The following is a 21,846-nucleotide window of genomic DNA, read 5'->3' as shown; positions in this document are numbered from 1 at the left end:
CCGGCCGCCGCATGCCCCCACCCCGGCCCTCCCCCAGCGGGGGAGGGAGGAATTCAGCTCACTCTTTCTTGCCGATGCCCAGATAGGTATCGATGATCCGCTGGTCATGCAGCAGGTCGCGCGCCTTGCCTTCGAGCGCCACGGCGCCCATTTCCAGCACATAGGCGCGGTCGGCCACCTGCAGCGCGGCGCGGGCGTTCTGTTCCACCAGCAGCACCGACACGCCGTGGCTGCGCAGCTGCGACACCACGCGCAGCACCTCGCGCACCACCAGCGGGGCGAGGCCCAGCGAGGGCTCGTCGAGCATCAGCAGGCGCGGCCGCGCCATCAGCGCGCGGCCGATGGCCAGCATCTGGCGCTCGCCGCCGGAGAGCGTCGATGCCATCTGCGCGCGGCGTTCCTTCAGGCGCGGGAAGATGGCGAAGATCTCGTCCATGCGCGTGCGCTGGTCGCGCTTGCCCTTGCGCCACTGGTAGAAGCCGCCGAGCAGCAGGTTGTCTTCGACCGACATCTCGCCGAACAGCTCGCGCCGCTCGGGCACCAGCGCGACGCCGCGCGCCACCATGGTCTCGACGCTGGGGCGCGAGACGCGCTCGCCGTCCAGCATCAGTTGGCCGGTGGAAGGCAGCAGGCCCATCGCCGCGCACAGCAGCGTGGTCTTGCCGGCGCCGTTGGGGCCGATGACGGTGACGATCTCGCCCTCGTTGACCTGCAGGCGCACGCTGTGCACCGCTTCCACGGTGCGGTAGGCGACGCAGAAGCCGTCGAGTTGAAGCAATGGATGGCTCATCGTGCGTCTTCCAGCAGTTCGTCGTCGGCCCCGCCCAGATAGGCTTCGAGCACGCGCGGATTGGCCTGCACTTCGGCGGGCGTGCCGGTGGCGATGACGGTGCCGAACTCGAGCACCGTGATGCGGTCGGCGAGGTTCATCACGAACTCCATGTCGTGTTCCACCACCAGGATGCCCAGGCCCTCGGCGCGCAGCTGCGCGAGCAGTTCCGAGAGGGCGCGCTTCTCCAGGTGGCGCAGGCCGGCGGCGGGTTCGTCGAGCAGCAGCACCGAAGGCTGGCCGGCGAGCGCGCGGGCGATTTCCACCACGCGCTGCTGGCCGAGCGAGAGCGATGCAGCGGGCGTGTCGGCATGCGCGCCGAGGCCGCAGCGTTCGATCTGCCTGCGGGCCTCGGCCATCAGCGCGGCCTCTTCCGCGCGGTCCAGGCGCAGCATGGCCGACAGCCAGCCGCGCTTCGCACGCAGGTGGGCACCGAGCGCCACGTTCTCGACCACGCTGCGCTGGCCGAGCAGCCGCACGTGCTGGAAGGTGCGGCCCAGGCCCAGCGATGCGAAGGCGCGCGAGGGCTTGCCCGACATCGGCTGGCCCACCAGGCGCACTTCGCCGGTCGTCGGATCGTCCACGCCCGAGATCATGTTGAAGAAGGTGCTCTTGCCGGCGCCGTTGGGGCCGATGAGGGCATGCACCTCGCCGGCTTTCAGCGTCATCGAGATGTCGTTGTTGGCCACCAGGCCGCCGAAGCGCTTGCTCACGCCGTCGGCCTGCAGCAGCAGCGTGCCGGCGGCCGGCACCGCGCGCTGCGCGAGCTGCACGGTGGTCGATGCGGCGGGGCCGGCACCGGCCGCACGCGGCACTTCGCGCACCCAGCGGCGCGACAGCCGCGCGAGCGTGGGCCACAGGCCATCGGCGAAGCGCTGCAGCACGAAGAGCATCAGCAGGCCGAACACCACCACCTCGAAGTTGCCGCTGGTGCCCAGCAGCGCGGGCAGCACGTCCTGCAGCTTTTCCTTCAGCAGCGTGATCAGCGTGGCGCCCAGTACCGCGCCCCAGAGGTGGCCCGCGCCGCCGACCACCGCCATGAACAGCATCTCGATGCCGATGTTCAGGTTGAAGGGCGTGGGGTTCACGAAGCGCTGCATGTGGGCATAGAGCCAGCCAGAGATGGCCGCGAGCAGGGCCGCCAGCACGAACAGCTTGATGCGGTGGCGCGCAGTGTCCACGCCCATCGACTCGGCCATCAGCCGGCCGCCCTTGAGCGCGCGGATGGCGCGGCCCTCGCGCGAGTCGAGCAGGTTGTGCATGGCCCACAGCGCCAGCAGCAGCACCGCCCAGATCACCACGCCCAGCATGCGCGGCGTGGCGAAGGACACGCCCGCCACCACCAGCGGCGGAATGCCGGTGATGCCGGTCTGGCCGCCGAGGAACTCCATGTTGCCCAGCAGGAAGTACAGGCTCAGGCCCCACGCGATGGTGCACAGCGGCAGATAGTGGCCCGAGAGCTTGAGCGTGACCGCGCCGAGCGCCCAGGCCAGCGCGAAGGTCAGCGCCAGACCGAGCAGCAGGCCCAGCCAGGGCACCAGCGCCGAGCCCGCGAGGCCGCCGAGCCAGCCGGCGGCGGTTGGCGAGGTGCAGATCCATGCGGTGGCGTAGGCACCCATGCCGACGAAGGCGGCCTGGCCGAAGGAGGTCATGCCGCCCACGCCCGTCAGCAGCACCAGGCCCACGGCCACCAGCGCGTACAGGCCGATGTTGCTGAGCACGCTGACGGTGAACTCGGGCAGCCAGCCCCAGGCCAGCGCGAGCGCGACGATGAAGACGAGGGTGAGCACGCGCGGCGTCACCAGCGGGCGGCCCTCGGGTGCCGCACTGGCGGCTGCGGGAGCGGTGGTCGGTGAAGACGGGTTCATTCCTCGTCCTCCACGTGATGGCTGTTCAGCGAGCGCCACAGCAGCACCGGAATGATCAGGGTGAAGACCAGCACTTCCTTGTATGCGCTGGCCCAGAAGGAAGAGAAAGCCTCCAGCAGGCCTACCAGCAGCGCGCCCGCGAGCGCCAGCGGATAGCTCGCCAGCCCGCCGACGATGGCGGCCACGAAGCCCTTCAGGCCGATGAGGAAGCCGGTGTCGTAGTAGACCGTAGTGATCGGTGCGATCAGCAGGCCCGAGATGGCACCGATGACTGCCGCCAGCGCGAAGCTCAGGTCACCCGAGAGCTCGGTGGGAATGCCCGACAGCCGTGCGCCTACGCGGTTGATGGCGGTGGCGCGCAGCGCCTTGCCGACCATCGAGCGGCCGAAGAACCAGAACATCGCGATCACCAGCACCAGCGTGACGCCGACCACCACCAGCGACTGGCCGTTGACCGGAATGCCGCCGAGGTCGAAGCGCATTTCAGAGAACGCGCTGGTGCGCGAGCCCTCGGCGCCGAAGAAGAAGAGGCCCAGGCCGACCAGCACACCATGCAGCGCCACCGACACGATCAGCAGCATCAGCACGCTGGCATCCGCCAGCGGGCGGTAGGCGACGCGGTACAGCAGCGGGCCCAGCGGCGCGATCAGCACCAGCGTGGCGATCGACTGCATTGCGAGCGAGGTAGGCTTGAAGCCGAGCACCAGTACCGCAGCGATGGCCGGAAAGGCCACGCACCAGGTCAGCGCCGAGCGCCAGTCGACGGTGGCGCCGCGCTTCCAGCGCCAGGCTTCCACCACCAGCACGATGGCGGCAAGCGCCAGCAGCAACCACAGCGTGGAGGGCGCGCGCCCGCCCTGCAGCGCGGCCATCGACAGCGCACCGAAGGCGACGAACTCGCCCTGCGGGATGAAGATCACGCGCGTGACCGAAAACACCAGCACCAGCGCGAGCGCCATCAGTCCGTAGACCGCGCCGTTCACGATGCCGTCCTGCCCCAGCAAAAGGGCAATCTGCAAATCCATAAAACAACCTTCGGGCGTCGCCCGTGACTCAATTCAGGAACACCGAGGAACCGGCTTTGCCGGGCCTCTGGTGTTGCCCCCGGTAGGGGGTGGGAGAAGCGACACGAAGTGCGCGGAGCCTGGGGGCGAGCTTATGGTTGGTATTTCCAGGCGCCGTTCTCGATCTTGACCATGACGCGTGCGCGCTGGTCCAGGCCCAGGTGGTCCTGTGCGGTCATGTTGAACACACCGTGCGCGCCGGCCACTTCCTTGGTCTGCTCCAGCGCGTCGCGCAGTGCGGCACGGAACTCGGGCGTGCCGGGCTGGGCCTTCTTCAGCGCGACGGGCACGGCCGAGCTCATCAGCAGGCCGGCGTCCCAGGCGTGGCCGCCGAAGGTAGAGACCGAGCCCTTGCCGTAGGCGGCTTCATAGGCGGACACATAGGCGAGCGCGGACTTCTTCACCGGGTTGCTGGCGGGCAGTTGGTCGGCCACGAGCACCGGGCCTGCGGGCAGGAAGGTGCCTTCCACGTCCTTGCCGCCCACGCGCAGGAAGTCGGCGTTGGCCACGCCGTGGGTCTGGTACATCTTGCCGGTGTAGCCGCGTTCCTTCAGCGTCTTCTGAGGCAGCGCGGCCGGCGTGCCGGAGCCGGCGACCAGCACCGCGTCGGGCTTGGCGGCCATGATCTTCAGGGCCTGGCCTGTCACCGAGGTGTCGGTGCGGGCATAGCGTTCGTTGGCCACGATCTTGATCTTCTTCAGGTCGGCGGCCTTGGCGAACTCCTGCGACCAGCCTTCGCCGTAAGCGTCGGAGAAGCCGATGAAGGCGACGGTCTTCACGCCATTGGCGGCCATGTGCTCGGCGATGGCCAGCGACATCATGATGTCGTTCTGCGGCGTCTTGAACACCCACTTCTTCTTGGCGTCCATCGGCTCGATGATGCGCGCCGACGCGGCCACCGAGATCATCGGCGTCTGCGCCTCGGCGGCCACGTCGATCATGGCGAGCGAGGCCGGCGTGGTGGTCGAGCCCAGGATCACGTCGACCTTGTTCTCGGCGATGAGCTTGCGCGTGTTGTTGACGGCCGCGGTGGTGTCGGAGGCGTCGTCAAGCACGATGTAGTTGATCTTCTGCCCGCCGATCGTCTTGGGCATCAGCGAGATGGTGTTCTTCTCGGGGATGCCCAGCGAGGCTGCCGGGCCGGTGGCCGAGATGGTCACGCCGACGTTGACGTCGGCCCAGGCCGCGAGGGCCGTGGCGCACAGGGCGGCGGTCAGCAGGGGCTTGAAGAATTTCATGTTGCTTTGTCTCCGGGTTGAAAATCGATTGAGGCCTGAAGTATCTCCGTTGCAGGTGTCTTTTTCAGGGCACCCGTGGAACCGGCTTTGCCGGGCCACCGGGTGCGCCCCCTTGAGGGGGGATCCGGAGCGACACGAAGTGCGCGGAGATTCGGGGGTGGGTTCATCTTTCAGCGCTCGTCGAACGACAGCGTGACGCGTTCGGTAAGGGGGTGCGCCTGGCAGGTCAGTACGAAACCCGCGGCGACTTCATTCTTGTCGAGCGCGAAGTTTCTTTCCATGCGGACTTCCCCGTCCACGCACTTCGCGCGGCAGGTGCCGCACACGCCCGAGGTGCATGAGAACGGCACCTCGAGCCCCGCGGCCGATGCCGCATCGAGGATGCTGGGCTGCCCTTCGGTGAAGGTGATCTCGCGCTGCAGCCCGTCGCGCACGATGACGATGCGCGCCTGCTTCGCGTCGCCCGGCTGCGCCTCGTGCACCACCGCGCCCACCTGCGTGGCCGAGGGCAGGGCGACGCCGAAGCGCTCGATGTGGATGCGGTCTTCTGGCACGCCGGCCGCCAGCAGCGCGGCCTCGGCTTCGTCGTTCATCTGGAAGGGGCCACACACGTACACATGGTCGATGGCCGCGGCCGGCACCACGCTCGCGAGGAACTCGCCGATCTTCTCGCGGTTCATCACGCCGAAGCCCAACGGCGAATCGGTGTGCTCGTCGGAGAACACATGCTGCAGCACGAGGCGCGTCATGTAGCGGTTCTTCAGGTCCTCTATTTCTTCCTTGAACATCGTGGACTGCAGCTGGCGGTTGCCGTAGATCAGCGTGAAGCGGCTGTGCGGCTCGCGCGCGAGCACCGTCTTCATGATCGACAGGATGGGCGTGATGCCGCTGCCACCGGCAATGCCGACGTGATGGCGCGCCGAGCCCGGCTCGATGGGCACGAAGAAGCGGCCCTGCGGCGCCATCACCTGCAGCGTGTCGCCGGGCTTCAGGCTCGCGTTGATCCAGTTGGAGAACACGCCGCCGCGCACCTTGCGCACGCCGACGCGCAGTTCGCCGTCGTCGAGGCCGGCGCAGATCGAATAGGAGCGGCGCAGATCCTGGCCGTCGATCTCGTGGCGCAGCGTGAGGTACTGGCCCTGCGTGAAGCCGAAGACCTGCTGCAGGTCGGCCGGCACCTCGAAGGAGACGATGACGGCCTCGGCCGTGTCGGGCTCGATGGCCTTCACGCGCAGGGGATGGAAGAGGGTACTCATCGCGGGGGAAGTCTCAGATGGGTTTGAAGTGTTCGAAAGGCTCCTTGCACGCCATGCAGCGGTACAGGGCCTTGCAGGCGGTGGAGCCGAAGGCCGACAGCCGCTCGGTGCGCTCGCTCGCGCAGCGCGGGCAGGCGATGCGCTCGCCGGCGATGCGGCCGAAGAGCCTGATCGGCATGGCGGTGTTGGCGGCCTGCTCGGCGTTCAGGTGCGCGGGCGGGGCGATGCCGTAGGCCTTGAGCTTGGCGCGGCCCTCGTCGCTGATCCAGTCGCTGCTCCATGCGGGCGCGCGTCGCAGCGTGGCGCGGGCGCGGCCCAGGCCGGCCTGCTCGACGGCGGCCAGCACGTCGTGCTCGATGGCCTCGGTGGCGGGGCAGCCGGAGTAGGTGGGCGTGAGCACGATCTCCAGGCCGTCGTCGTGCTCGATCACGTCGCGCACGATGCCGAGGTCGCAGACCGACACGGCCGGCACCTCGGGGTCGGGCACGGTGTGCAGCACCGCCCATGCGGCATCGACGCGCGAGGCCAGGGCGTTCACCACACGCCTCCGGGGAAGGTGCGCTGCAGGTGCTGCATCTCCGCGAGGATGTAGCCCATGTGCTCGCTGTGCACGCCGTGCTTGCCGGTGCTGCGGAAGGCGGCTTCCTTGGGCATGGCGAGGCCGGCGGCGTCCAGCACCTGCTGCATCTCGGCGAGCCAGGGCTCGCGCAGCTCGCTCCACGCCGGGCCGAGGCCGCTCGCGCTGGCGGCGGCATCCACTTCGTCGCTGAAGAACAGCTCGGGCATGTAGAGCCACAGTTGCTTCAGCGCCTTCTCGGTGCGGCGGCGCGATTCCTCGGTGCCGTCGCCCAGCCGCACCACCCAGTCGCCCGAGTGCTGCTGGTGGTAGCGCGCTTCCTTCAGCGCCTTGCCGGCGATGGCGGCCACCTCGGGGTCGTTCGATGCGGCCAGGCGCTGCCACAGCAGCTTCAGCAGCGTGGACACCATGGTGTTGCGCACCACGGCGAAGGCGAAGTCGCCGCGCGGCAGTTCGGCGATGGTGAGGTTGAAGTAGTCGCGCTCGTCGCGCAGGTAGGCGAGCTGGTCCTCGTCGTGCTCGCGGCCCTCGCCCTCGAGCTTGCCGGCGTGCGTGAGCAGCGCGCGGGCCTGGCCGACGAGGTCGAGCGCGATGTTGGCCATCGCGATGTCTTCCTCCAGCACGGGCGCGTGGCCGCACCATTCGCCCAGGCGCTGCGCGAGCACCAGGCAGGTGTCTCCGATGCGCAGCAGGTATTGCACGGCGGGCGTGCGGTTCAGTTCGATCGATGCTTGCATGGGGCGGCGCTCACATGTGGTCGACCGACTTGGGCAGCGCGTAGAAGGTCGGGTGGCGGTACACCTTGTCCTCGGCCGGATCGAAGAACATGTCCTTGTCGCCCGGGTCGCTGGCCACGATCTGGTCGGAGCGCACCACCCAGATGCTGCTGCCTTCCTGGCGGCGGGTGTACACGTCGCGCGCCATCTGGATCGCCATCTTCGGGTCGGCGGCGTGCAGGCTGCCGCAGTGCTTGTGGTCCAGGCCGGCCTTGCTGCGCACGAACACTTCCCACAGGGGCCACTCTTGCTTCTGTTCGACGGTCATGCCGCCTCCTTCATAGGTTGTTTGTTGGCGTGGGCCAGCGCGGCTTCGCGCACCCATGCGCCGTCTTCCCAGGCGTCGACGCGGGCCTGCAGGCGTTCGCGGTTGCAGGGGCCGTCGCCGCCGATCACGCGCCAGAACTCGCTCCAGTCGATGGCGCCGAAGTCGTGCGCCTGGCGCTCTTCGTTCCACTTGAGGTCGGGGTCGGGCAGGGTCACGCCGAGGATGCGGGCCTGCTCCACGGTGGCGTCGACGAACTTCTGGCGCAGCTCGTCGTTGCTGAAGCGCTTGATGCCCCAGCGCATCGACTGCGCGCTGTTGGGCGACTGGTCGTCCGGCGGGCCGAACATCATGATCGAGGGCCACCACCAGCGGTTGACCGCGTCCTGCACCATGGCCTTCTGCGCCTCGGTGCCGTGGGTCATCATGGTCAGCAGCGACTCGTAGCCCTGGCGCTGGTGGAAGCTCTCCTCGCGGCAGATGCGGATCATGGCGCGCGCATACGGCGCGTACGAGCAGCGGCAGATCGGCACCTGGTTCATGATGGCCGCGCCGTCCACCAGCCAGCCGATGGTGCCCATGTCGGCCCAGGTCAGCGTGGGGTAGTTGAAGATCGAGCTGTACTTGGCCTTGCCGCTGTGCAGCGCCTCGAACATCTGGTCGCGCGAGGTGCCCAGCGTCTCGGCCGCGGCATACAGGTAGAGGCCGTGGCCGCCCTCGTCCTGCACCTTGGCCAGCAGGATGGCCTTGCGCTTGAGCGTGGGCGCGCGGCTGATCCAGTTGCCCTCGGGCAGCATGCCGACGATTTCCGAGTGCGCGTGCTGGCTGATCTGGCGCACCAGCGTCTTGCGGTAGTGCTCGGGCATCCAGTCCTTCGCCTCGATGAAGTCGCCGGCGTCGATGTGCGCGTCGAAGCGCTCCTCGAGCTGCATCTCCTCTGCGGAGCGCACGGCCTTCTGCTTGCCGTCGCCCGCGTCCTTGCCCATGGTGTCCATTGCCTGGGTGTACATGTGCGTGTCCTTTCGGTCGGTGTTGGAAGTGGCTTGTGTCAGCGCGGGCGTGTGTCGATCACGCGGCGCGCCTTGCCGGTCTGGGTGCGTTCCATCTCGTCGGGGCCGTGCACCACCACGCGGGTGGAGATGCCGATGAGCGTCTTCACGCGGTGCTGCAGCCAGTCGCCGATGGCGGCGCGGTCGGCCGATGCGACATCCGCGGGCTTGAGCTCGCAGTGGATCTCGACCTGGTCGAGCTTGTCGGCGCGGCTCACGTGCACCTGGTAGAGGCCCGAGAGCGCCTGGTGCGCGAGCACGATCTCCTCCACCTGCGTGGGGAAGACGTTGACGCCGCGGATGATCATCATGTCGTCGCTGCGCCCGACGATCTTGCCCATGCGGCGGAACGAGCGCGAGGTGGGCGGCAACAGGCGCGTGAGGTCGCGCGTGCGGTAGCGCACGATGGGCATGGCCTCCTTGCTCAGCGAGGTGAAGACGAGCTCGCCTTCCTCGCCGTCGGCCTTCAGCTCGCCGGTCTCGGGGTCGATGATCTCGGGGTAGAAGTGGTCTTCCCAGATCACGGGGCCGTCCTTGCTCTCCACGCATTCGCTGGCCACGCCCGGGCCCATCACTTCGCTGAGGCCGTAGATGTCGACCGCGTCGATGCCGGCCCTGGCCTCGATGTCGCGGCGCATGGCTTCGGTCCACGGCTCGGCGCCGAAGATGCCTACCTTGAGCGAGCTCTCCTTCGCGTCGAGCCCCTGGCGCTCGAACTGCTCGATGATCACCTGCATGTAGCTGGGCGTGACCATGATGATGTTCGGCTTGAAGTCCTGGATGAGCTGCACCTGCTTCTCGGTCTGGCCGCCCGACATGGGGATGACGGTGCAGCCCGCGCGCTCGGCGCCGTAGTGCGCGCCCAGGCCGCCGGTGAACAGGCCGTAGCCGTACGACACGTGCACCATGTCGCCGGGACGGCCGCCCGCGGCGCGGATGGAGCGGGCGACGAGGTCGGCCCAAGTGTCGATGTCCTGCAGCGTGTAGCCCACCACGGTCGGCTTGCCGGTGGTACCGGAAGAGGCGTGGATGCGCGCGACCTTCTCGCGCGGCACGGCGAACATGCCGAAGGGGTAGTTGTCGCGCAGGTCGCTCTTCACCGTGAACGGGAACTTCGACAGGTCGGCCAGCGACTTCAGGTCGTCGGGGTGCACGCCCTTGGCGTCGAAGGCGCGGCGGTAGTGCGGCACGTTGTCGTAGGCGCGCTGCAGCGTGGTGCGCAGGCGGGCGAGCTGCAGCGCGGCGATCTCGTCGCGGCTGGCGGTTTCGATGGGCTCGAGCTCGCCGGGGGCGGGGCGTTTGACTGTCATGGGTGTTGTCTCCTCAGGCGGCTGCTGCGGCGGGCGGAACGGCCGGGCGGCCCTTGGCGGTGTAGGAGCGGCCGCGGAAGATCGCGACGCGCTCGCCGCGCTGGTTGGTGATTTCGGTGTCGTACACGCCGGTGCGCCCGGCCTTCGATACCTCGTGGCAGCGCGCGGTGAGCACGTCGCCCTCGCGCGCGGGGGCGATGAAGTCGATGGCAAAGCCCGAGGCCACGGTCAGCTCGTCGTACGAGTTGCAGGCGAAGGCGAAGGTCGAATCAGCAAGCGTGGCCATGAAGCCGCCGTGGCAGATGGCGTGGCCGTTGAGCATGTCGGGGCGCACGCGCATCTCGATGGTGGCCTGGCCGGGGCCGACCTCCACGATGCGCATGCCCAGGCCCTTGCTGGCGTTGTCGTTGGCGAACATGCCGTCGCGGACGTACTCGGCCGTCTGCTGGGGCGTGCGTTGCTGGTTGTTGTCGGTCATGGCTTCAGCGGTCCTTGAAGACGGGCGCGCGCTTGGCGCGGAAGGCTTCCACGCCTTCGCGGTAGTCATTGGCGTTGCCCATCTCGCGCTGGATGCGGGCTTCCTCGGCCAGCGCCGCGCCCAGGTCCATGTGCTGCGCGGCGGCCATGGCCTCGCGGGTGGCGACGAGGGCGCGCGTGGGCATGCCGGCGAGCTTCGATGCGAGGGCGGCCGCCGTTTCGGCGAGCGCTGCGTCGTCCACGCACTGCCAGATCAGGCCGATGCGCGCGGCTTCCTCGGCGGGCAGCTTGTCGCCGAGCATCGCGATGCCCAGCGCGCGTGCCGAGCCCACGAGGCGCGGCAGCAGCCAGGTGCCGCCGGTGTCGGGCACGAGGCCGATCTTGGTGAAGGCCTGGATGAAGCTGGCGGAACGCGCGGCCACCACGATGTCGCAGCACAGCGCCAGGTTGGCGCCCGCGCCGGCGGCCACGCCGTTGACGGCGGCGACGACCGGCACCGGCATCGAACGCAGGCGCGCGACGAGCGGGGCGTACCAGGTGGAGATGACATGGCCCAAATCCTTGGGCGCGGCGCCGGGCGTGGTGTCGGGCGCAACAGACGGGTCGGCCAGGTCCTGCCCCGCGCAGAAGGCGCGGCCTGCACCCGTGAGCACCACGCAGCGCACGCTCTCGTCGGATGCCGCGGCTTCCAGCTCGGCCATCAGCGCCTCATGCAATTGCGTCGTGAAGCTGTTGAGAGCAGCCGGCCGGTTCAGGCTCAGCGTGCGGACGGCACCGGCGTTGCTGGTGAGTACCAAAGGCTCAGTCATCGCTTGTCTCTTTCATCCTTATGGGTACGGGCCGGCGTGCAAACACTATTGACCGACCGTTCGGTTGATTTTAGGATCGACCTCGATGGCGGCACAAGGCGGCTCGATCAGGGCAAACCCTGAGAGCGCGCCGAAAGCCAGCCAAGGCAAGACAAGGAGACAGAGCGAATGCCCAGCTATTCCATCGACGGCGTGATCCCGGTCGTCGATCCAAGCGCCTACGTGCATCCCACGGCCGTGCTGATCGGCGACGTGATCGTCGGCGCCAACTGCTACGTGGGCCCGTGTGCCAGCCTGCGCGGCGACTTCGGCCGCATCGTGCTGGAGGAGGGCTCCAACGTGCAGGACCACTGCTGCATCCACGGCTTTCCCGACAACGACACGGTCGTCGAGGTCAACGGCCACATCGGGCACGGCGCGATCCTGCACAGCTGCATCGTGCGGCGCGACGCGCTGGTGGGCATGAACGCGGTGGTGATGGACGAGGCCGAGATCGGCGAGAAAGCCATCGTCGCCGCGTGCGCCTTCGTGCCGGCCGGCATGAAGGTGCCGGCGCGCACGCTGAGCGCCGGCATTCCGGCAAAGGTCAAGCGCGAGCTGAGCGAGGAAGAGATCGCCTGGAAGCTCGAAGGCACCCAGACCTACCAGGCGCTCACGGTGCGCAGCCTCGCGAGCCTGCGCGAGGTGGAGCCGCTTTCCAGCGTGGAGAAGAACCGCCCGAGCCTGCCGGCCACCGACGTGCGTTCGCTCATCGCGACGAAGCGCGGCTGAACCTCGCCGAGCTTCGGGCAAGATCGCGCGTTGCCTTCAACCCCAACACCGAAGAACCCAGGAACACGAACCGATGCCGCGTGGAAGATCCGCCACCTACGAGGACCAGCGTGAATTCATCCTCGCGCAGGCCGCCCAGCTGTTCGCGCGCAGCGGCTACCCTGCCACCTCGATGAACCAGGTGGCCGAGGCCTGCGGCCTCTCGAAGGCCACGCTCTACCACTACTACAAGGACAAGAGCAGTCTGCTCATCAGCATCGCGGAAACGCACGTGTCCAAGCTCGCGGCGCTGGTGGCCGAGGAAGAAGCCTCGACGCACACCGACGAGGAGCGCCTGCGCCGCTTCATCTACCGCATCGTCGAGGAATACGCCGGCGCCCAGGACGCGCACCGCGTGCTGACCGACGACGTGCGCTTTCTCGAAGAGGCCGACCGCGAGCGCGTGCTCGACAAGGAACGCGAGGTGGTCGCGGGCTTCGCGCGCGCGGTGTCGGCGCTGCGCCCCGGCGCGCCCAGCGACGACCTCGCCAAGCCGCTGACCATGCTGCTCTTCGGCATGATCAACTGGATGTTCACCTGGATGAAGCCCGACGGCCGGCTCGACCACGCGGCCATCGCGCCGATCGTGGCCGACCTGTTCCTCGGCGGCATCGGGGCGGTGAAGTCGCCCGAGGCGCCGGCGGCCCCCCGCGGCGCTAGAGAATCCGGTTGAACCAGAGCAGCGAGAGCCCGGCCGACAGCAGCGTAAGCACGGCCGCGCCCAGCGCGAAGAGCGCGGAAATTTCGGTTTCCTTCTTCTCCACCGTGAGCTTGGAGCTCAGCGTCTCGTAGACCTTCTTCAGGTCGTTCGCGGTGCCGGCGTAGAAGTATTCGGCGTTGGTCTTGTTGGCGATGGCCTTGAGCGTGTCCTCGTCGAGCCGCACGCGCATCGACCAGCCTTCGAAGCCGATGGTCTCGCCGTCCACCGTGCCCACGCCCACCGTGTAGATGCGCACGCCGCGGTCGGCGGCCGCCTTGGCCGCATCGAGCGGGTCGACGCCGGTGGTGCGCTGGCCGTCGGTCAGCATGATGACCGCGGCCGAGGTGAACGAGCCCGGCGCCACCGGCGTGAACTCCTTGAGCTTCTTCTCGTTCTGGTCGATGGCCGCACCGCGCTGGCGGCTGGGCGAGCTGAACTGCTCGACGTCGATGCCCGCGTCGGGGAACAGCGTGGCCAGCGACACCACGATGGCGTTGCCGGTGGCGGTGGCGCGCTGCAGCTGGAAGCTGTCGATGGCGGTCACCAGGTCTTCATGGTTGGTGGTGGGCAACTGCGCCACCTGCGCGCTGCCCGCGAAGGCGACGATGCCCACCTTCACGGTGCGCGGCAGGTCCTTGATGAAGCTCTTGGCCGCCTCCTGCGCCGCCACCAGCCGGTTGGGCTGCACGTCGGCCGCGCGCATGCTGCCCGATACGTCCATCGCCAGGATGATGGTCTGCTGGTTCGACGGCAGCACCACCACCGCCATGGGCCGCGCCGCGGCCACGAGCATCGCGGCCATGGCCAGCAGGAACAGCAGGGGCGGCAGGTGCCGCCGCACGCTCTGCCCGGCGCCCATGGCCTCGCGCACGATCGACAGGCTGGCGTAGCGCACCGCCAGCTTCTTCTTGCGCCGCAGCAGCCAGAGGTAGAGCAGGATCAGCAGCGGCAGCGCCGCCAGCAGCCAGAGGAATTGAGGCCAGAGAAAAGTCATGCTGCCACCGCCTTCAGGCCAGCCTGGCCGATGCGCGCGCGGCGCTTGCGCAAATCGGCGAAACGGACGATGGCTTCCACAAGGTCGTCATCGGTCGAGAGTTCGAGCGCGTCGACACCGGCCCGGGCCAGCGCCTCGCGCAATGTGTTCTCGCGCTCGGCCGCCAGCCGGGCGAAGCGCTTGCGGAAGCCCGCGTCGTGGGTATCGACCCACAGCTGCTCGCCGGTCTCGGCGTCGCGCAGCGGCACCAGGCCGAGGTCGGGCAACTCCAACTCGAGCGGATCGAACAGGCGCACCGCGACCACCTCGTGGCGCTGCACCAATTGGCCCAGCGGGCGTTCCCAGCCGGGTTCGCTCAGGAAGTCGGACACCACGAACACGGTGGAGCGCCGCGGCATCAGGGTGGCGGCCGACTTGAGCAGGTCGGCCAGCCGCGTCATGCCTTTCTGTGCGGGCTCGGCGCCGGCCTTTCCGGCGCGCTTTTCCATCGCGTGCAGCAGGTGCAGCACATGGCGCCGCCCGCTGCGCGGTGGGATCACCGCTTCGAGATCGCTGCCGTAGACCAGCGCGCCCACCCGGTTGCCGTGCCGCGTGAGCAGCCGCGCCAGCACGCCGACGAAGCCCGCCGAGATCTCGCGCTTGGCTTTCAGGCCCGAGCCGAAGTCGACCGAGCGGCTCAGGTCGAGCACGAACCACGCGGCCATCTCGCGGTCTTCGGTGAACACGCGCACATGCGGCGTCTGCAGCCGCGCCGTGACGTTCCAGTCGATGTGGCGCACGTCGTCGTGGTGCTGGTATTCGCGCAGGTCGGCCAGGTCGAGCCCGGTGCCGCGCATCAGCGTGCGGTAGTCGCCCTGCAGCAGGCCGTCGAGGCGGCGGATCACGGTCCACTCGAGCCGGCGCAGCGCGCGTTCCGCCCCGCCGGCTTCGATGGCGAGCCGGTCGTCGTTGGCGGCCGCGGAGGCCTTACGCCACCAGCTTTTCATGTTCGAGCGGCTTGGGAGGAGCGGGTACTGCGCGCATGATCTTCTCGACCAGGCTGTCCGGCGTCAGGCCTTCGGACAAGCCTTCGTAGGAAAGCGTCACGCGATGGCGAAGCACGTCGGGCACCAGCGCCGTCATGTCTTCCGGCAGCGCGTAGCTGCGGCCGCGCAGCAGCGCCAGGGCGCGCGCGCCCTCGGTCAGGCTGATGCTGGCGCGCGGGCTGGCGCCGAAGGTGATGAAGCGATGCAGGTCCTTCAGTCCGTGCTTCTCGGGCGTGCGCGTGGCGGACACCAGCTTCACCGCATATTGGATGAGCGACGGGTCGACATACACGCGCCGCGCCTCGGCCTGCAACGCCGCGAGCTGCTCGGTGGTGGCGACCGGCGTGGCGCTGACCGGCGGGCCGATCACGCGCTGGACGATGACGAATTCTTCCTCGTCGCTCGGGTAGTCGACCAGCACCTTCATCATGAAGCGGTCGACCTGCGCCTCGGGCAGCGGGTAGGTGCCCTCGGTCTCGATGGGGTTCTGCGTGGCCATCACCAGGAAGGGGCGCGGCACGCGGTGCGTCTCGCCGGCAATGGTGACCTGGCGCTCCTGCATCACCTCGAGCAGCGCGCTCTGCACCTTGGCCGGCGCGCGGTTGATTTCGTCTGCCAGCAGCAGGTTGGCGAACACCGGGCCCAGCGAGGTGCTGAAGTCGCCGGTCTTCTGGTTGTAGATGCGCGTGCCCACCAGGTCGGCGGGCACGAGGTCGGGCGTGAACTGGATGCGCTTGAACTGGCCGCGCACCGTGTCGGCCAGCGTCTTCACCGTGAGCGTTTTCGCCAGACCCGGCACGCCTTCGACCAGCAGGTGCCCGCCTGCGAGCATGGCGACCATCACGCGCTCCAGGAAGCGGTCCTGCCCGACGACCACGCGCTTCACCTCGTAGAGGATCTGCTCCATCAGTTCGGCCGTCCCGGCCGGCGTGGGGTTGGCGGTGGTCTCTGCTGTGCTCATGCGAAGGGCTTTCGAGAGGAAGGGAAGAGAAGAAAGAAGATCGTTCAGAACGGCGGTGAACCCGCGGCCGAGGCCGCGTTCTCGATGGGCACCGCGAAGCCGATGCCGATGAAGGTGCGCTGCTGCGTCGGATTGAGGATGGCGGTGACGATGCCGAGCACCTCGCCATCCATGTTGATCAGCGGTCCGCCCGAATTGCCGGGGTTGGCGGCCGCGTCGAACTGGATCAGGTTGCCCAGTTCCTGCTTGCCCTCGGGCGAGCGGAACGAGCGCTTCAGCCCCGACACCACGCCGGCCGACACCGAGGGCCCGATGCCGAAGGGAAAGCCCACGGCCGCCACCTGGTCGCCGGGGCGCAGGTCGGCGGTGGAGCGCATGGTGGCGGGGATCAGGTCGTCGGGAATCTTCTGCGCCTGCAGCACCGCGAGGTCGTTCTCGGGCTGCACGCCGGTGATGGTGGCGGGCGCCTCCAGGCCGTCGTAGAAGGTGACCTTGATCTTGTCGGCGCCGGCGACCACGTGCAGGTTGGTGAGGATCACGCCCTTGTCGACGATCACCACCCCCGTGCCCACGCCGCGCTCGAACTCGCCCGGCGCGCCGCCGTCGTTGGGCGCCTCGGGCGGCTTGCCCTTGGCCATGTTGCGCCCGCGCTTCTGGGTCTTGGCCTCGGGCGTGTTCTTCTCCTCGCCGTAGCTCACCACCCGCACCACCGAGGGCCGGATGATGTCGGCCGCCTTGGCCGCGGGCGAGGGCAGGGTGTTGGTCTGCAGCGTGCGCAGCACGGCCGCGTCGATGTCTTTCTGGGTGAGAACCTTGGTGCCAGGGCGCGGCGCCCAGAGCACGGCGCCGGCGACCATCGCGGCCGAGAGCATGACGAGCAGCGCGAAGCTGCGGCGTCCGGGCTGCCAGCCTGCTTTCCTGACAGGAGTTTCGGGAGGTAGGGAGCCCGCGCCGGCCGTCTCGGGCGATGCCGGCGCATCCGCCCGTTCGGCCGCCTCGTCTGCGGCCGGTGGCTGCGTGCGGGGCGAACGGCTGTAGAAAGCGGGCCTGCGCATCGGAGTACCTCCGGCTTAAAAAATCGCAATCGCGTGTAGAGGAGTTCACAGTAGCACGCTTTCCGCGCCTGCGCATCCCATCGGGCATCATCGCGCGATGGCTACCTTCATCGATACCCACTGTCATCTGGACGCGCCCGAATTCGGTGCGGAGATGCCGGTGCTGCGCGCCCATGCCGCCGAGCGGGGGGTGGCGATGTGCGTGATCCCGGCCGTGGCCGTCTTCAACTTCGCCACCGTGCGCGAGCTGGCCCACGCGCAGGGCGATGCCTATGCGCTGGGCATCCACCCGCTGTGCACCGGCGAGGCGAAGGACGAGGACCTGGAAGCGCTCGACGCCGAACTGACCGCCCGGCGCGACGACCCGAGGCTGGTGGCGGTCGGCGAGATCGGCCTGGACTACTTCGTCGAAGGGCTCGACGGCGAAAAGCAGGAGCGGTTTTTTCACACTCAGTTGCAACTGGCACGCAAGCACGGGTTACCCGTGCTCATCCACGTGCGGCGCTCGGTCGACAAGGTGCTCAAGCACCTGCGGCAGACGGCGGGCGGGCGGCCGTGGCAGGGCATCGCGCACGCTTTCAACGGCAGCGGGCAGCAGGCCGGCGCGTGCATCGAGCTCGGGCTCAAGCTCGGCTTCGGCGGCGCGGTGACCTTCGAGCGCGCCCTGCAGCTTCGGCGGCTGGCCTCCACGCTGCCGATGGAATCGATCGTGATGGAGACCGACGCGCCCGACATCCAGCCGCACTGGATCTACCGCACGCAGGCCCAGCGCGATGCCGGCGAGCCGCAGGGGCGCAACGAGCCGGCCGAGCTGCCGCGCATCGCCGAGGTGGTGGCCGATCTGCGGGGCATCGGCATCGATGCGCTGGCCGAAGCGACCACTCGCAACGCGGTCGCGGCGCTGCCGAAGCTCCAAAGTCTGCTGTCCGTGTCGGATGGCCGGAAACCCCTCGCGTAGGCCGATGCCCCGAGTTGCGTCCGGGCGTGCCAAGGGCCCGTTTTTGCTGTCATCCTTGAAGTTCGAAGTGGCGTTGGTTGTGCAGTGGCACATCCGTCACTCCCATACTTCACTCAAAAAAGGAGTTCTTTCATGACCAAGTCCTTTGTTCGTACCGTTCCCGTCGTCGTCGCCCTGGCGCTGGCATCCATCGGCCTGTCGGCCGTTGCGCAGACCGCAGCCACCACCGAGCCATCCACCACCGAGAAGGTGAAGGAAGCCGGCAAGGATGCGGTGAACGCCACCGAGCGCGGCGCGGAGAAGGCCTGGGACGCGACCAAGAGCACCACCAAGAAGGCCGTGAACGCTACCGAGCGCGGCTCCAAGAAGGCCTGGAACGCGACCAAGCGCACCACCAAGAAGGCAACCAACGCCACCAAGAACGCCGCCGCGAAGACCGGCGATGCCGTCGAGAACGCCGGCCACAAGACGGCCGACGGCATGCGTTCCACCGGCAAGGCGATCGGCGAGAAGATCCCCGGCACGGCCGAGAACGAAGCCGCCAAGAAGTAAACAGTTCCGGAACCTTCCGGATTTCGCGAAAGAACCCGCTTCGGCGGGTTTTTTCATGGGCGCACGGGGCACTCGCCCGACAGTGGCACGATTGCCGACCATGAACCCCTCCGCCGCATCCACGGCCGCCGCGAGCCCGTTGCTCACCGGGCTCGCGCCCATCGTCTCGCCGGCCACCGTCGTCCTGATCCTGGGCAGCTTTCCGGGAGTGAAGTCGCTCGAGCGGCAGCAGTACTATGCACACCCCCAAAACCAGTTCTGGAAGATCCTGCAAGCCGTGTGGCCCGACATCCCCTTGCCCTCGGGCGCCGACAGCTACGGGCCGCGCTGCCGGTGGCTGCTCGACCGCGGCCTGGGCGTGTGGGACGTGTATGCGTCCTGCGAGCGCGAGGGCAGCCTCGACTCGGCCATCCGCGCGCCCGTGGCCAACGACATCGCCGGCCTGCACCTGCCGAAGCTCGCGGCCATCGCGCACAACGGCGGCGAGAGCTTCAAGCATGCGCGCCACACGCGCGCGCTGGGCGTGCCGGTCTACCAGCTGCCTTCCACCAGCCCCGCCAATGCGTCGTGGAGCTTCGAGCGCAAGCTCGCGGCCTGGCGCGAAGTGCTGGCTGCCCACAAACTAGTCGCCTGACCCGCTGCATCGATGGCATCGAGCAAAACTCCTGTTTCCCTCCCTGAAGTCAACTTTTCCGACTGGGGCGACATCCGCTATCTGCACCTGGGCACCGAATGGGTCCAGGGCTCGATGAAGCTCGATGCGCCCTTCGAGATCGAGCTCGAGTACGTGCAGCGCATGATGGCCTGGCTGCTCTTCGCCGACCCCAAGAGCGTGGCCGGCCGCCATGCCATGCAGCTCGGCCTGGGCGCGGCCACGCTGACCAAGTTCAGCCGCAAGATCCTGCGCATGCGCACCACCGCGATCGAGCTCAATCCGCAGGTGGTGTCGGCCTGCCGCGGCTGGTTCAAGCTGCCGCCGGACGATCTGAAGCTGCGCGTGGTGATCGCCGATGCCGCGGCCGAGATCCGCAAGCCCGAGTGGCATGGCACGGTCGACGCGCTGCAGGTCGACCTGTACGACCACGAGGCCGCCGCGCCGGTGCTCGACAGCGAAGACTTCTATGCCGACTGCCGCGCGCTGCTCACGGAAGACGGCTGCATGACGGTCAATCTCTTCGGCCGCTCGTCGAGCTACGAGCGCAGCCTCGAGAAGATTTCCTCCGCCTTCGGCGCCGATGCCGTCTGGGCCTTCAAGCCGACGCGCGAAGGCAACACGGTGGTCCTCGCGCAGCGCACGCCGAGCCGCCCGAAGCGCGAGGCGCTTGCCGAGCGCGCCCAAACGATCCAGACTCGCTGGGGCTTGCCCGCACCCAAATGGCTGCGGGTCTTCAAGCCGCAGAATCCGACACTCACCCGAACCTGAACCCGACCCACGGCACATGAGCGCTGTACCCGCTGCTTCCGCCCCCGCCCCGCTGGCCGCGCGCCACGAAGGCCCGCTCGACCTGCGCCGCCTGATCGAATGGCTCGCCGCCGATGGCGTGATTTCCCCGCACGAGGCCAAGCGCACCATCGCCCGCTGCGCACAGGCCGAGAGCCGCCAGGCGCCGCTGGTGCGGCTGGCCAACGTCGCCATGACGCGCGAGAGCGACAACAAGCCGCTCGACCTCGAAATGCTCACGCAATGGCTCGCGGGCCGCGCGGGCCTCTCCTACCTGCGCATCGATCCGCTCAAGGTCGACGTGGGCAAGGTGGCCGACACCATGAGCGCCGCATATGCCGAGCGCCACAAGGTGCTGCCGGTGCAGGTGCTGCCCAACGAGGTGGTGGTGGCCACGGCCGAGCCCTTCCTCACCGACTGGATCGCCGAGGTCGAGCGGCAGGCGCGTCGCTCGGTGCGGCGCGTGGTCGCCAACCCGGCCGACATCCAGCGCTACACGGCCGAGTTCTTCGCGCTCGCGAAATCGGTGCGCGCCGCCCAGAAGGCCGGCGGCAATGCCAGCACCACGAGCTTCGAGCAGCTGGTGGAGCTCGGCAAGAGCAACAAGCAGCTCGACGCCAACGACCAGAGCGTGGTGCAGGTGGTCGACTGGCTGTGGCAGTACGCCTTCGACCAGCGCGCAAGCGACATCCACCTGGAGCCGCGCCGCGAGCAGGGCGTGATCCGTTTCCGCATCGACGGCATCCTGCATCCGGCCTACCAGATGCCCATGGGCGTGATGAACGCGATGGTCGCGCGCATCAAGCTGCTGGGCCGCATGGACGTGGTCGAGAAGCGCCGTCCGCTGGACGGCCGCATCAAGACCCGCAACATGCGCGGCGACGAGATCGAAATGCGCCTGTCGACGCTGCCGACCGCCTTCGGCGAGAAGATGGTGATGCGGATCTTCGACCCCGACACCGCGGTGAAGGACCTCGACGCGCTGGGCTTCGCGCAGCACGACGCGCAGCGCTGGGAACAGCTCGTCACGCGCCCCAACGGCATCATCCTGGTGACCGGGCCCACGGGCTCGGGCAAGACCACCACGCTGTACTCCACCCTCAAGCGCGTGGCGACGGAAGAGGTCAACGTGAGCACGGTGGAGGACCCGATCGAAATGATCGAGACCTCCTTCAACCAGACGCAGGTGCAGCCGCAGCTCGACTTCGGCTTCACCGAGGGCCTGCGCGCGCTGATGCGGCAGGACCCGGACATCATCATGGTCGGCGAGATCCGCGACCTCGCCACCGCCGAGATGGCGGTGCAGGCCGCGCTCACCGGCCACCTCGTGTTCAGCACGCTGCACACCAACGACGCGCCGAGCGCCATCACGCGGCTGATGGAACTGGGCGTGCCCTCGTACCTCATCAACGCCGTGATGCTGGGCGTGCTCGCCCAGCGCCTCGTGCGCACGCTGTGCCCCAACTGCAAGCAGCCCGACGACACCGTCACCCGCGAGAAGCTCGAGGCCATCGTCAAGCCCTGGCAGATCACCGGCTCGGTGCGCGCCTACAAGCCGGTGGGCTGCGTCGACTGCCGCATGACCGGCTACATGGGCCGCATGGGGCTGTACGAACTGCTGAGCGTCAGCGAGCCGTTCAAGAGCCAGGTCACGAAGGAGCCCAACCTCGCCGGGCTGCGCCGCCAGGCCGTGATCGACGGCATGCGGCCGCTGCGGCTGGCCGGCGCGCTGCGCGTGGCCGAGGGCGTGACCACCATCGAAGAGGTGCTGAGCGCCACGCCTCCGCTGGAATGATCCGCCCCGGTTCCAGCCCCGGGAGCGACTGATGCTC

General features: G+C 68.6%; 23 protein-coding genes. 7 read left to right on the top strand and 16 right to left on the bottom strand.

Annotated elements, in window-relative coordinates; genetic code table 11:
- Positions 1-58: 58 nt before the first annotated feature.
- The 12 genes from ACAM57_RS25385 to ACAM57_RS25330 form a co-directional block, all read right to left on the bottom strand.
- Positions 59-790 (bottom strand): ABC transporter ATP-binding protein, encoded by a 732-nt coding sequence (locus ACAM57_RS25385; protein ID WP_369659383.1) that lies wholly within the window; start codon positions 788-790, stop codon positions 59-61.
- Positions 787-2,697: an ATP-binding cassette domain-containing protein gene (locus ACAM57_RS25380; protein ID WP_369659382.1), complete on the bottom strand. Its 1,911-nt coding sequence runs from the start codon at positions 2,695-2,697 to the stop codon at positions 787-789. Before ACAM57_RS25380 ends, ACAM57_RS25385 begins: the two co-directional genes overlap by 4 nt.
- A complete protein-coding gene (locus ACAM57_RS25375) occupies positions 2,694-3,722 on the bottom strand; it encodes a branched-chain amino acid ABC transporter permease (RefSeq protein WP_126023079.1) in 1,029 nt (342 codons plus the stop codon). Before ACAM57_RS25375 ends, ACAM57_RS25380 begins: the two co-directional genes overlap by 4 nt.
- Before the next feature lie 131 nt (positions 3,723-3,853).
- The gene (locus ACAM57_RS25370; protein WP_184635247.1) at positions 3,854-4,999 is read right to left on the bottom strand and encodes an ABC transporter substrate-binding protein; all 1,146 of its coding nucleotides are present in this window, start codon (positions 4,997-4,999) and stop codon (positions 3,854-3,856) included.
- Between the two features lie 170 nt (positions 5,000-5,169).
- Positions 5,170-6,255 (bottom strand): 1,2-phenylacetyl-CoA epoxidase subunit PaaE, encoded by a 1,086-nt coding sequence (gene paaE / locus ACAM57_RS25365; protein WP_369659381.1) that lies wholly within the window; start codon positions 6,253-6,255, stop codon positions 5,170-5,172.
- A 13-nt stretch (positions 6,256-6,268) separates the two neighbouring features.
- On the bottom strand, positions 6,269-6,796 hold the full coding sequence (paaD, locus tag ACAM57_RS25360) for a 1,2-phenylacetyl-CoA epoxidase subunit PaaD (RefSeq protein WP_369659380.1): 528 nt from the start codon (positions 6,794-6,796) through the stop codon (positions 6,269-6,271).
- Positions 6,790-7,569: a 1,2-phenylacetyl-CoA epoxidase subunit PaaC gene (gene paaC / locus ACAM57_RS25355; protein WP_369659379.1), complete on the bottom strand. Its 780-nt coding sequence runs from the start codon at positions 7,567-7,569 to the stop codon at positions 6,790-6,792. Before paaC ends, paaD begins: the two co-directional genes overlap by 7 nt.
- Before the next feature lie 10 nt (positions 7,570-7,579).
- Positions 7,580-7,876: a 1,2-phenylacetyl-CoA epoxidase subunit PaaB gene (gene paaB, locus ACAM57_RS25350; RefSeq protein WP_126023084.1), complete on the bottom strand. Its 297-nt coding sequence runs from the start codon at positions 7,874-7,876 to the stop codon at positions 7,580-7,582.
- Positions 7,873-8,883 (bottom strand): 1,2-phenylacetyl-CoA epoxidase subunit PaaA, encoded by a 1,011-nt coding sequence (gene paaA, locus ACAM57_RS25345; protein WP_369659378.1) that lies wholly within the window; start codon positions 8,881-8,883, stop codon positions 7,873-7,875. The genes paaB and paaA overlap by 4 nt, the downstream gene beginning before the upstream one ends.
- Before the next feature lie 38 nt (positions 8,884-8,921).
- Positions 8,922-10,232 carry a phenylacetate--CoA ligase PaaK gene (gene paaK, locus ACAM57_RS25340; RefSeq protein WP_184635255.1) on the bottom strand — a complete coding sequence of 437 codons (1,311 nt, stop codon included), beginning with the start codon at positions 10,230-10,232 and terminating at the stop codon, positions 8,922-8,924.
- 13 nt (positions 10,233-10,245) lie between these two features.
- Positions 10,246-10,710: a hydroxyphenylacetyl-CoA thioesterase PaaI gene (paaI, locus tag ACAM57_RS25335; RefSeq protein WP_184635257.1), complete on the bottom strand. Its 465-nt coding sequence runs from the start codon at positions 10,708-10,710 to the stop codon at positions 10,246-10,248.
- Positions 10,711-10,714: 4 nt separating this feature from the next.
- Positions 10,715-11,518 carry an enoyl-CoA hydratase-related protein gene (locus ACAM57_RS25330; protein WP_369659377.1) on the bottom strand — a complete coding sequence of 268 codons (804 nt, stop codon included), beginning with the start codon at positions 11,516-11,518 and terminating at the stop codon, positions 10,715-10,717.
- A 168-nt stretch (positions 11,519-11,686) separates the two neighbouring features.
- Between ACAM57_RS25330 and ACAM57_RS25325 the strand changes: the two genes are divergently transcribed.
- Together ACAM57_RS25325 and ACAM57_RS25320 are read left to right on the top strand one after the other, a co-directional pair.
- Positions 11,687-12,289, top strand: a complete 603-nt coding sequence (locus tag ACAM57_RS25325) for a phenylacetic acid degradation protein PaaY (protein ID WP_369659376.1) — start codon at positions 11,687-11,689, stop codon at positions 12,287-12,289.
- Positions 12,290-12,362: 73 nt separating this feature from the next.
- Positions 12,363-13,001 (top strand): TetR/AcrR family transcriptional regulator, encoded by a 639-nt coding sequence (locus ACAM57_RS25320; RefSeq protein ID WP_126023090.1) that lies wholly within the window; start codon positions 12,363-12,365, stop codon positions 12,999-13,001.
- On the opposite strand, the gene ACAM57_RS25315 is transcribed toward ACAM57_RS25320, so the two are convergent.
- The 4 genes from ACAM57_RS25315 to ACAM57_RS25300 are packed head-to-tail and all read right to left on the bottom strand — an operon-like array spanning position 12,985 to position 17,063.
- Positions 12,985-14,022: a VWA domain-containing protein gene (locus ACAM57_RS25315; RefSeq protein WP_126023091.1), complete on the bottom strand. Its 1,038-nt coding sequence runs from the start codon at positions 14,020-14,022 to the stop codon at positions 12,985-12,987. The two genes, ACAM57_RS25320 and ACAM57_RS25315, sit on opposite strands and share 17 nt — an antisense overlap.
- Positions 14,019-15,008 (bottom strand): DUF58 domain-containing protein, encoded by a 990-nt coding sequence (locus tag ACAM57_RS25310; RefSeq protein WP_369659375.1) that lies wholly within the window; start codon positions 15,006-15,008, stop codon positions 14,019-14,021. Before ACAM57_RS25310 ends, ACAM57_RS25315 begins: the two co-directional genes overlap by 4 nt.
- Positions 14,989-16,008, bottom strand: a complete 1,020-nt coding sequence (locus ACAM57_RS25305) for a MoxR family ATPase (protein ID WP_126023093.1) — start codon at positions 16,006-16,008, stop codon at positions 14,989-14,991. The genes ACAM57_RS25310 and ACAM57_RS25305 overlap by 20 nt, the downstream gene beginning before the upstream one ends.
- A gap of 44 nt (positions 16,009-16,052) precedes the next feature.
- Positions 16,053-17,063, bottom strand: coding sequence for a S1C family serine protease (locus ACAM57_RS25300; RefSeq protein WP_184635263.1), 1,011 nt, complete (start codon positions 17,061-17,063; stop codon positions 16,053-16,055).
- A gap of 97 nt (positions 17,064-17,160) precedes the next feature.
- Between ACAM57_RS25300 and ACAM57_RS25295 the strand changes: the two genes are divergently transcribed.
- From ACAM57_RS25295 to ACAM57_RS25275, 5 genes are all read left to right on the top strand, one after another.
- Entirely contained in the window at positions 17,161-18,021 is an 861-nt protein-coding gene (locus ACAM57_RS25295; RefSeq protein WP_369659374.1) for a TatD family hydrolase, read from the top strand.
- A gap of 132 nt (positions 18,022-18,153) precedes the next feature.
- Positions 18,154-18,573 (top strand): hypothetical protein, encoded by a 420-nt coding sequence (locus ACAM57_RS25290; protein WP_126023096.1) that lies wholly within the window; start codon positions 18,154-18,156, stop codon positions 18,571-18,573.
- A 100-nt stretch (positions 18,574-18,673) separates the two neighbouring features.
- Entirely contained in the window at positions 18,674-19,207 is a 534-nt protein-coding gene (locus ACAM57_RS25285; protein WP_126023097.1) for a DNA-deoxyinosine glycosylase, read from the top strand.
- Between the two features lie 12 nt (positions 19,208-19,219).
- Positions 19,220-19,996: a spermidine synthase gene (locus ACAM57_RS25280; RefSeq protein WP_369659373.1), complete on the top strand. Its 777-nt coding sequence runs from the start codon at positions 19,220-19,222 to the stop codon at positions 19,994-19,996.
- A 16-nt stretch (positions 19,997-20,012) separates the two neighbouring features.
- Positions 20,013-21,809, top strand: coding sequence for a GspE/PulE family protein (locus tag ACAM57_RS25275; protein ID WP_126023099.1), 1,797 nt, complete (start codon positions 20,013-20,015; stop codon positions 21,807-21,809).
- Positions 21,810-21,846: the final 37 nt, after the last annotated feature.

The sequence above is a fragment of the Variovorax sp. V15 genome (assembly GCF_041154425.1).
GTDB classification, from domain to species: domain Bacteria; phylum Pseudomonadota; class Gammaproteobacteria; order Burkholderiales; family Burkholderiaceae_C; genus Variovorax; species Variovorax guangxiensis.
This window is presented reverse-complemented; position numbering and strand designations above follow the sequence as displayed.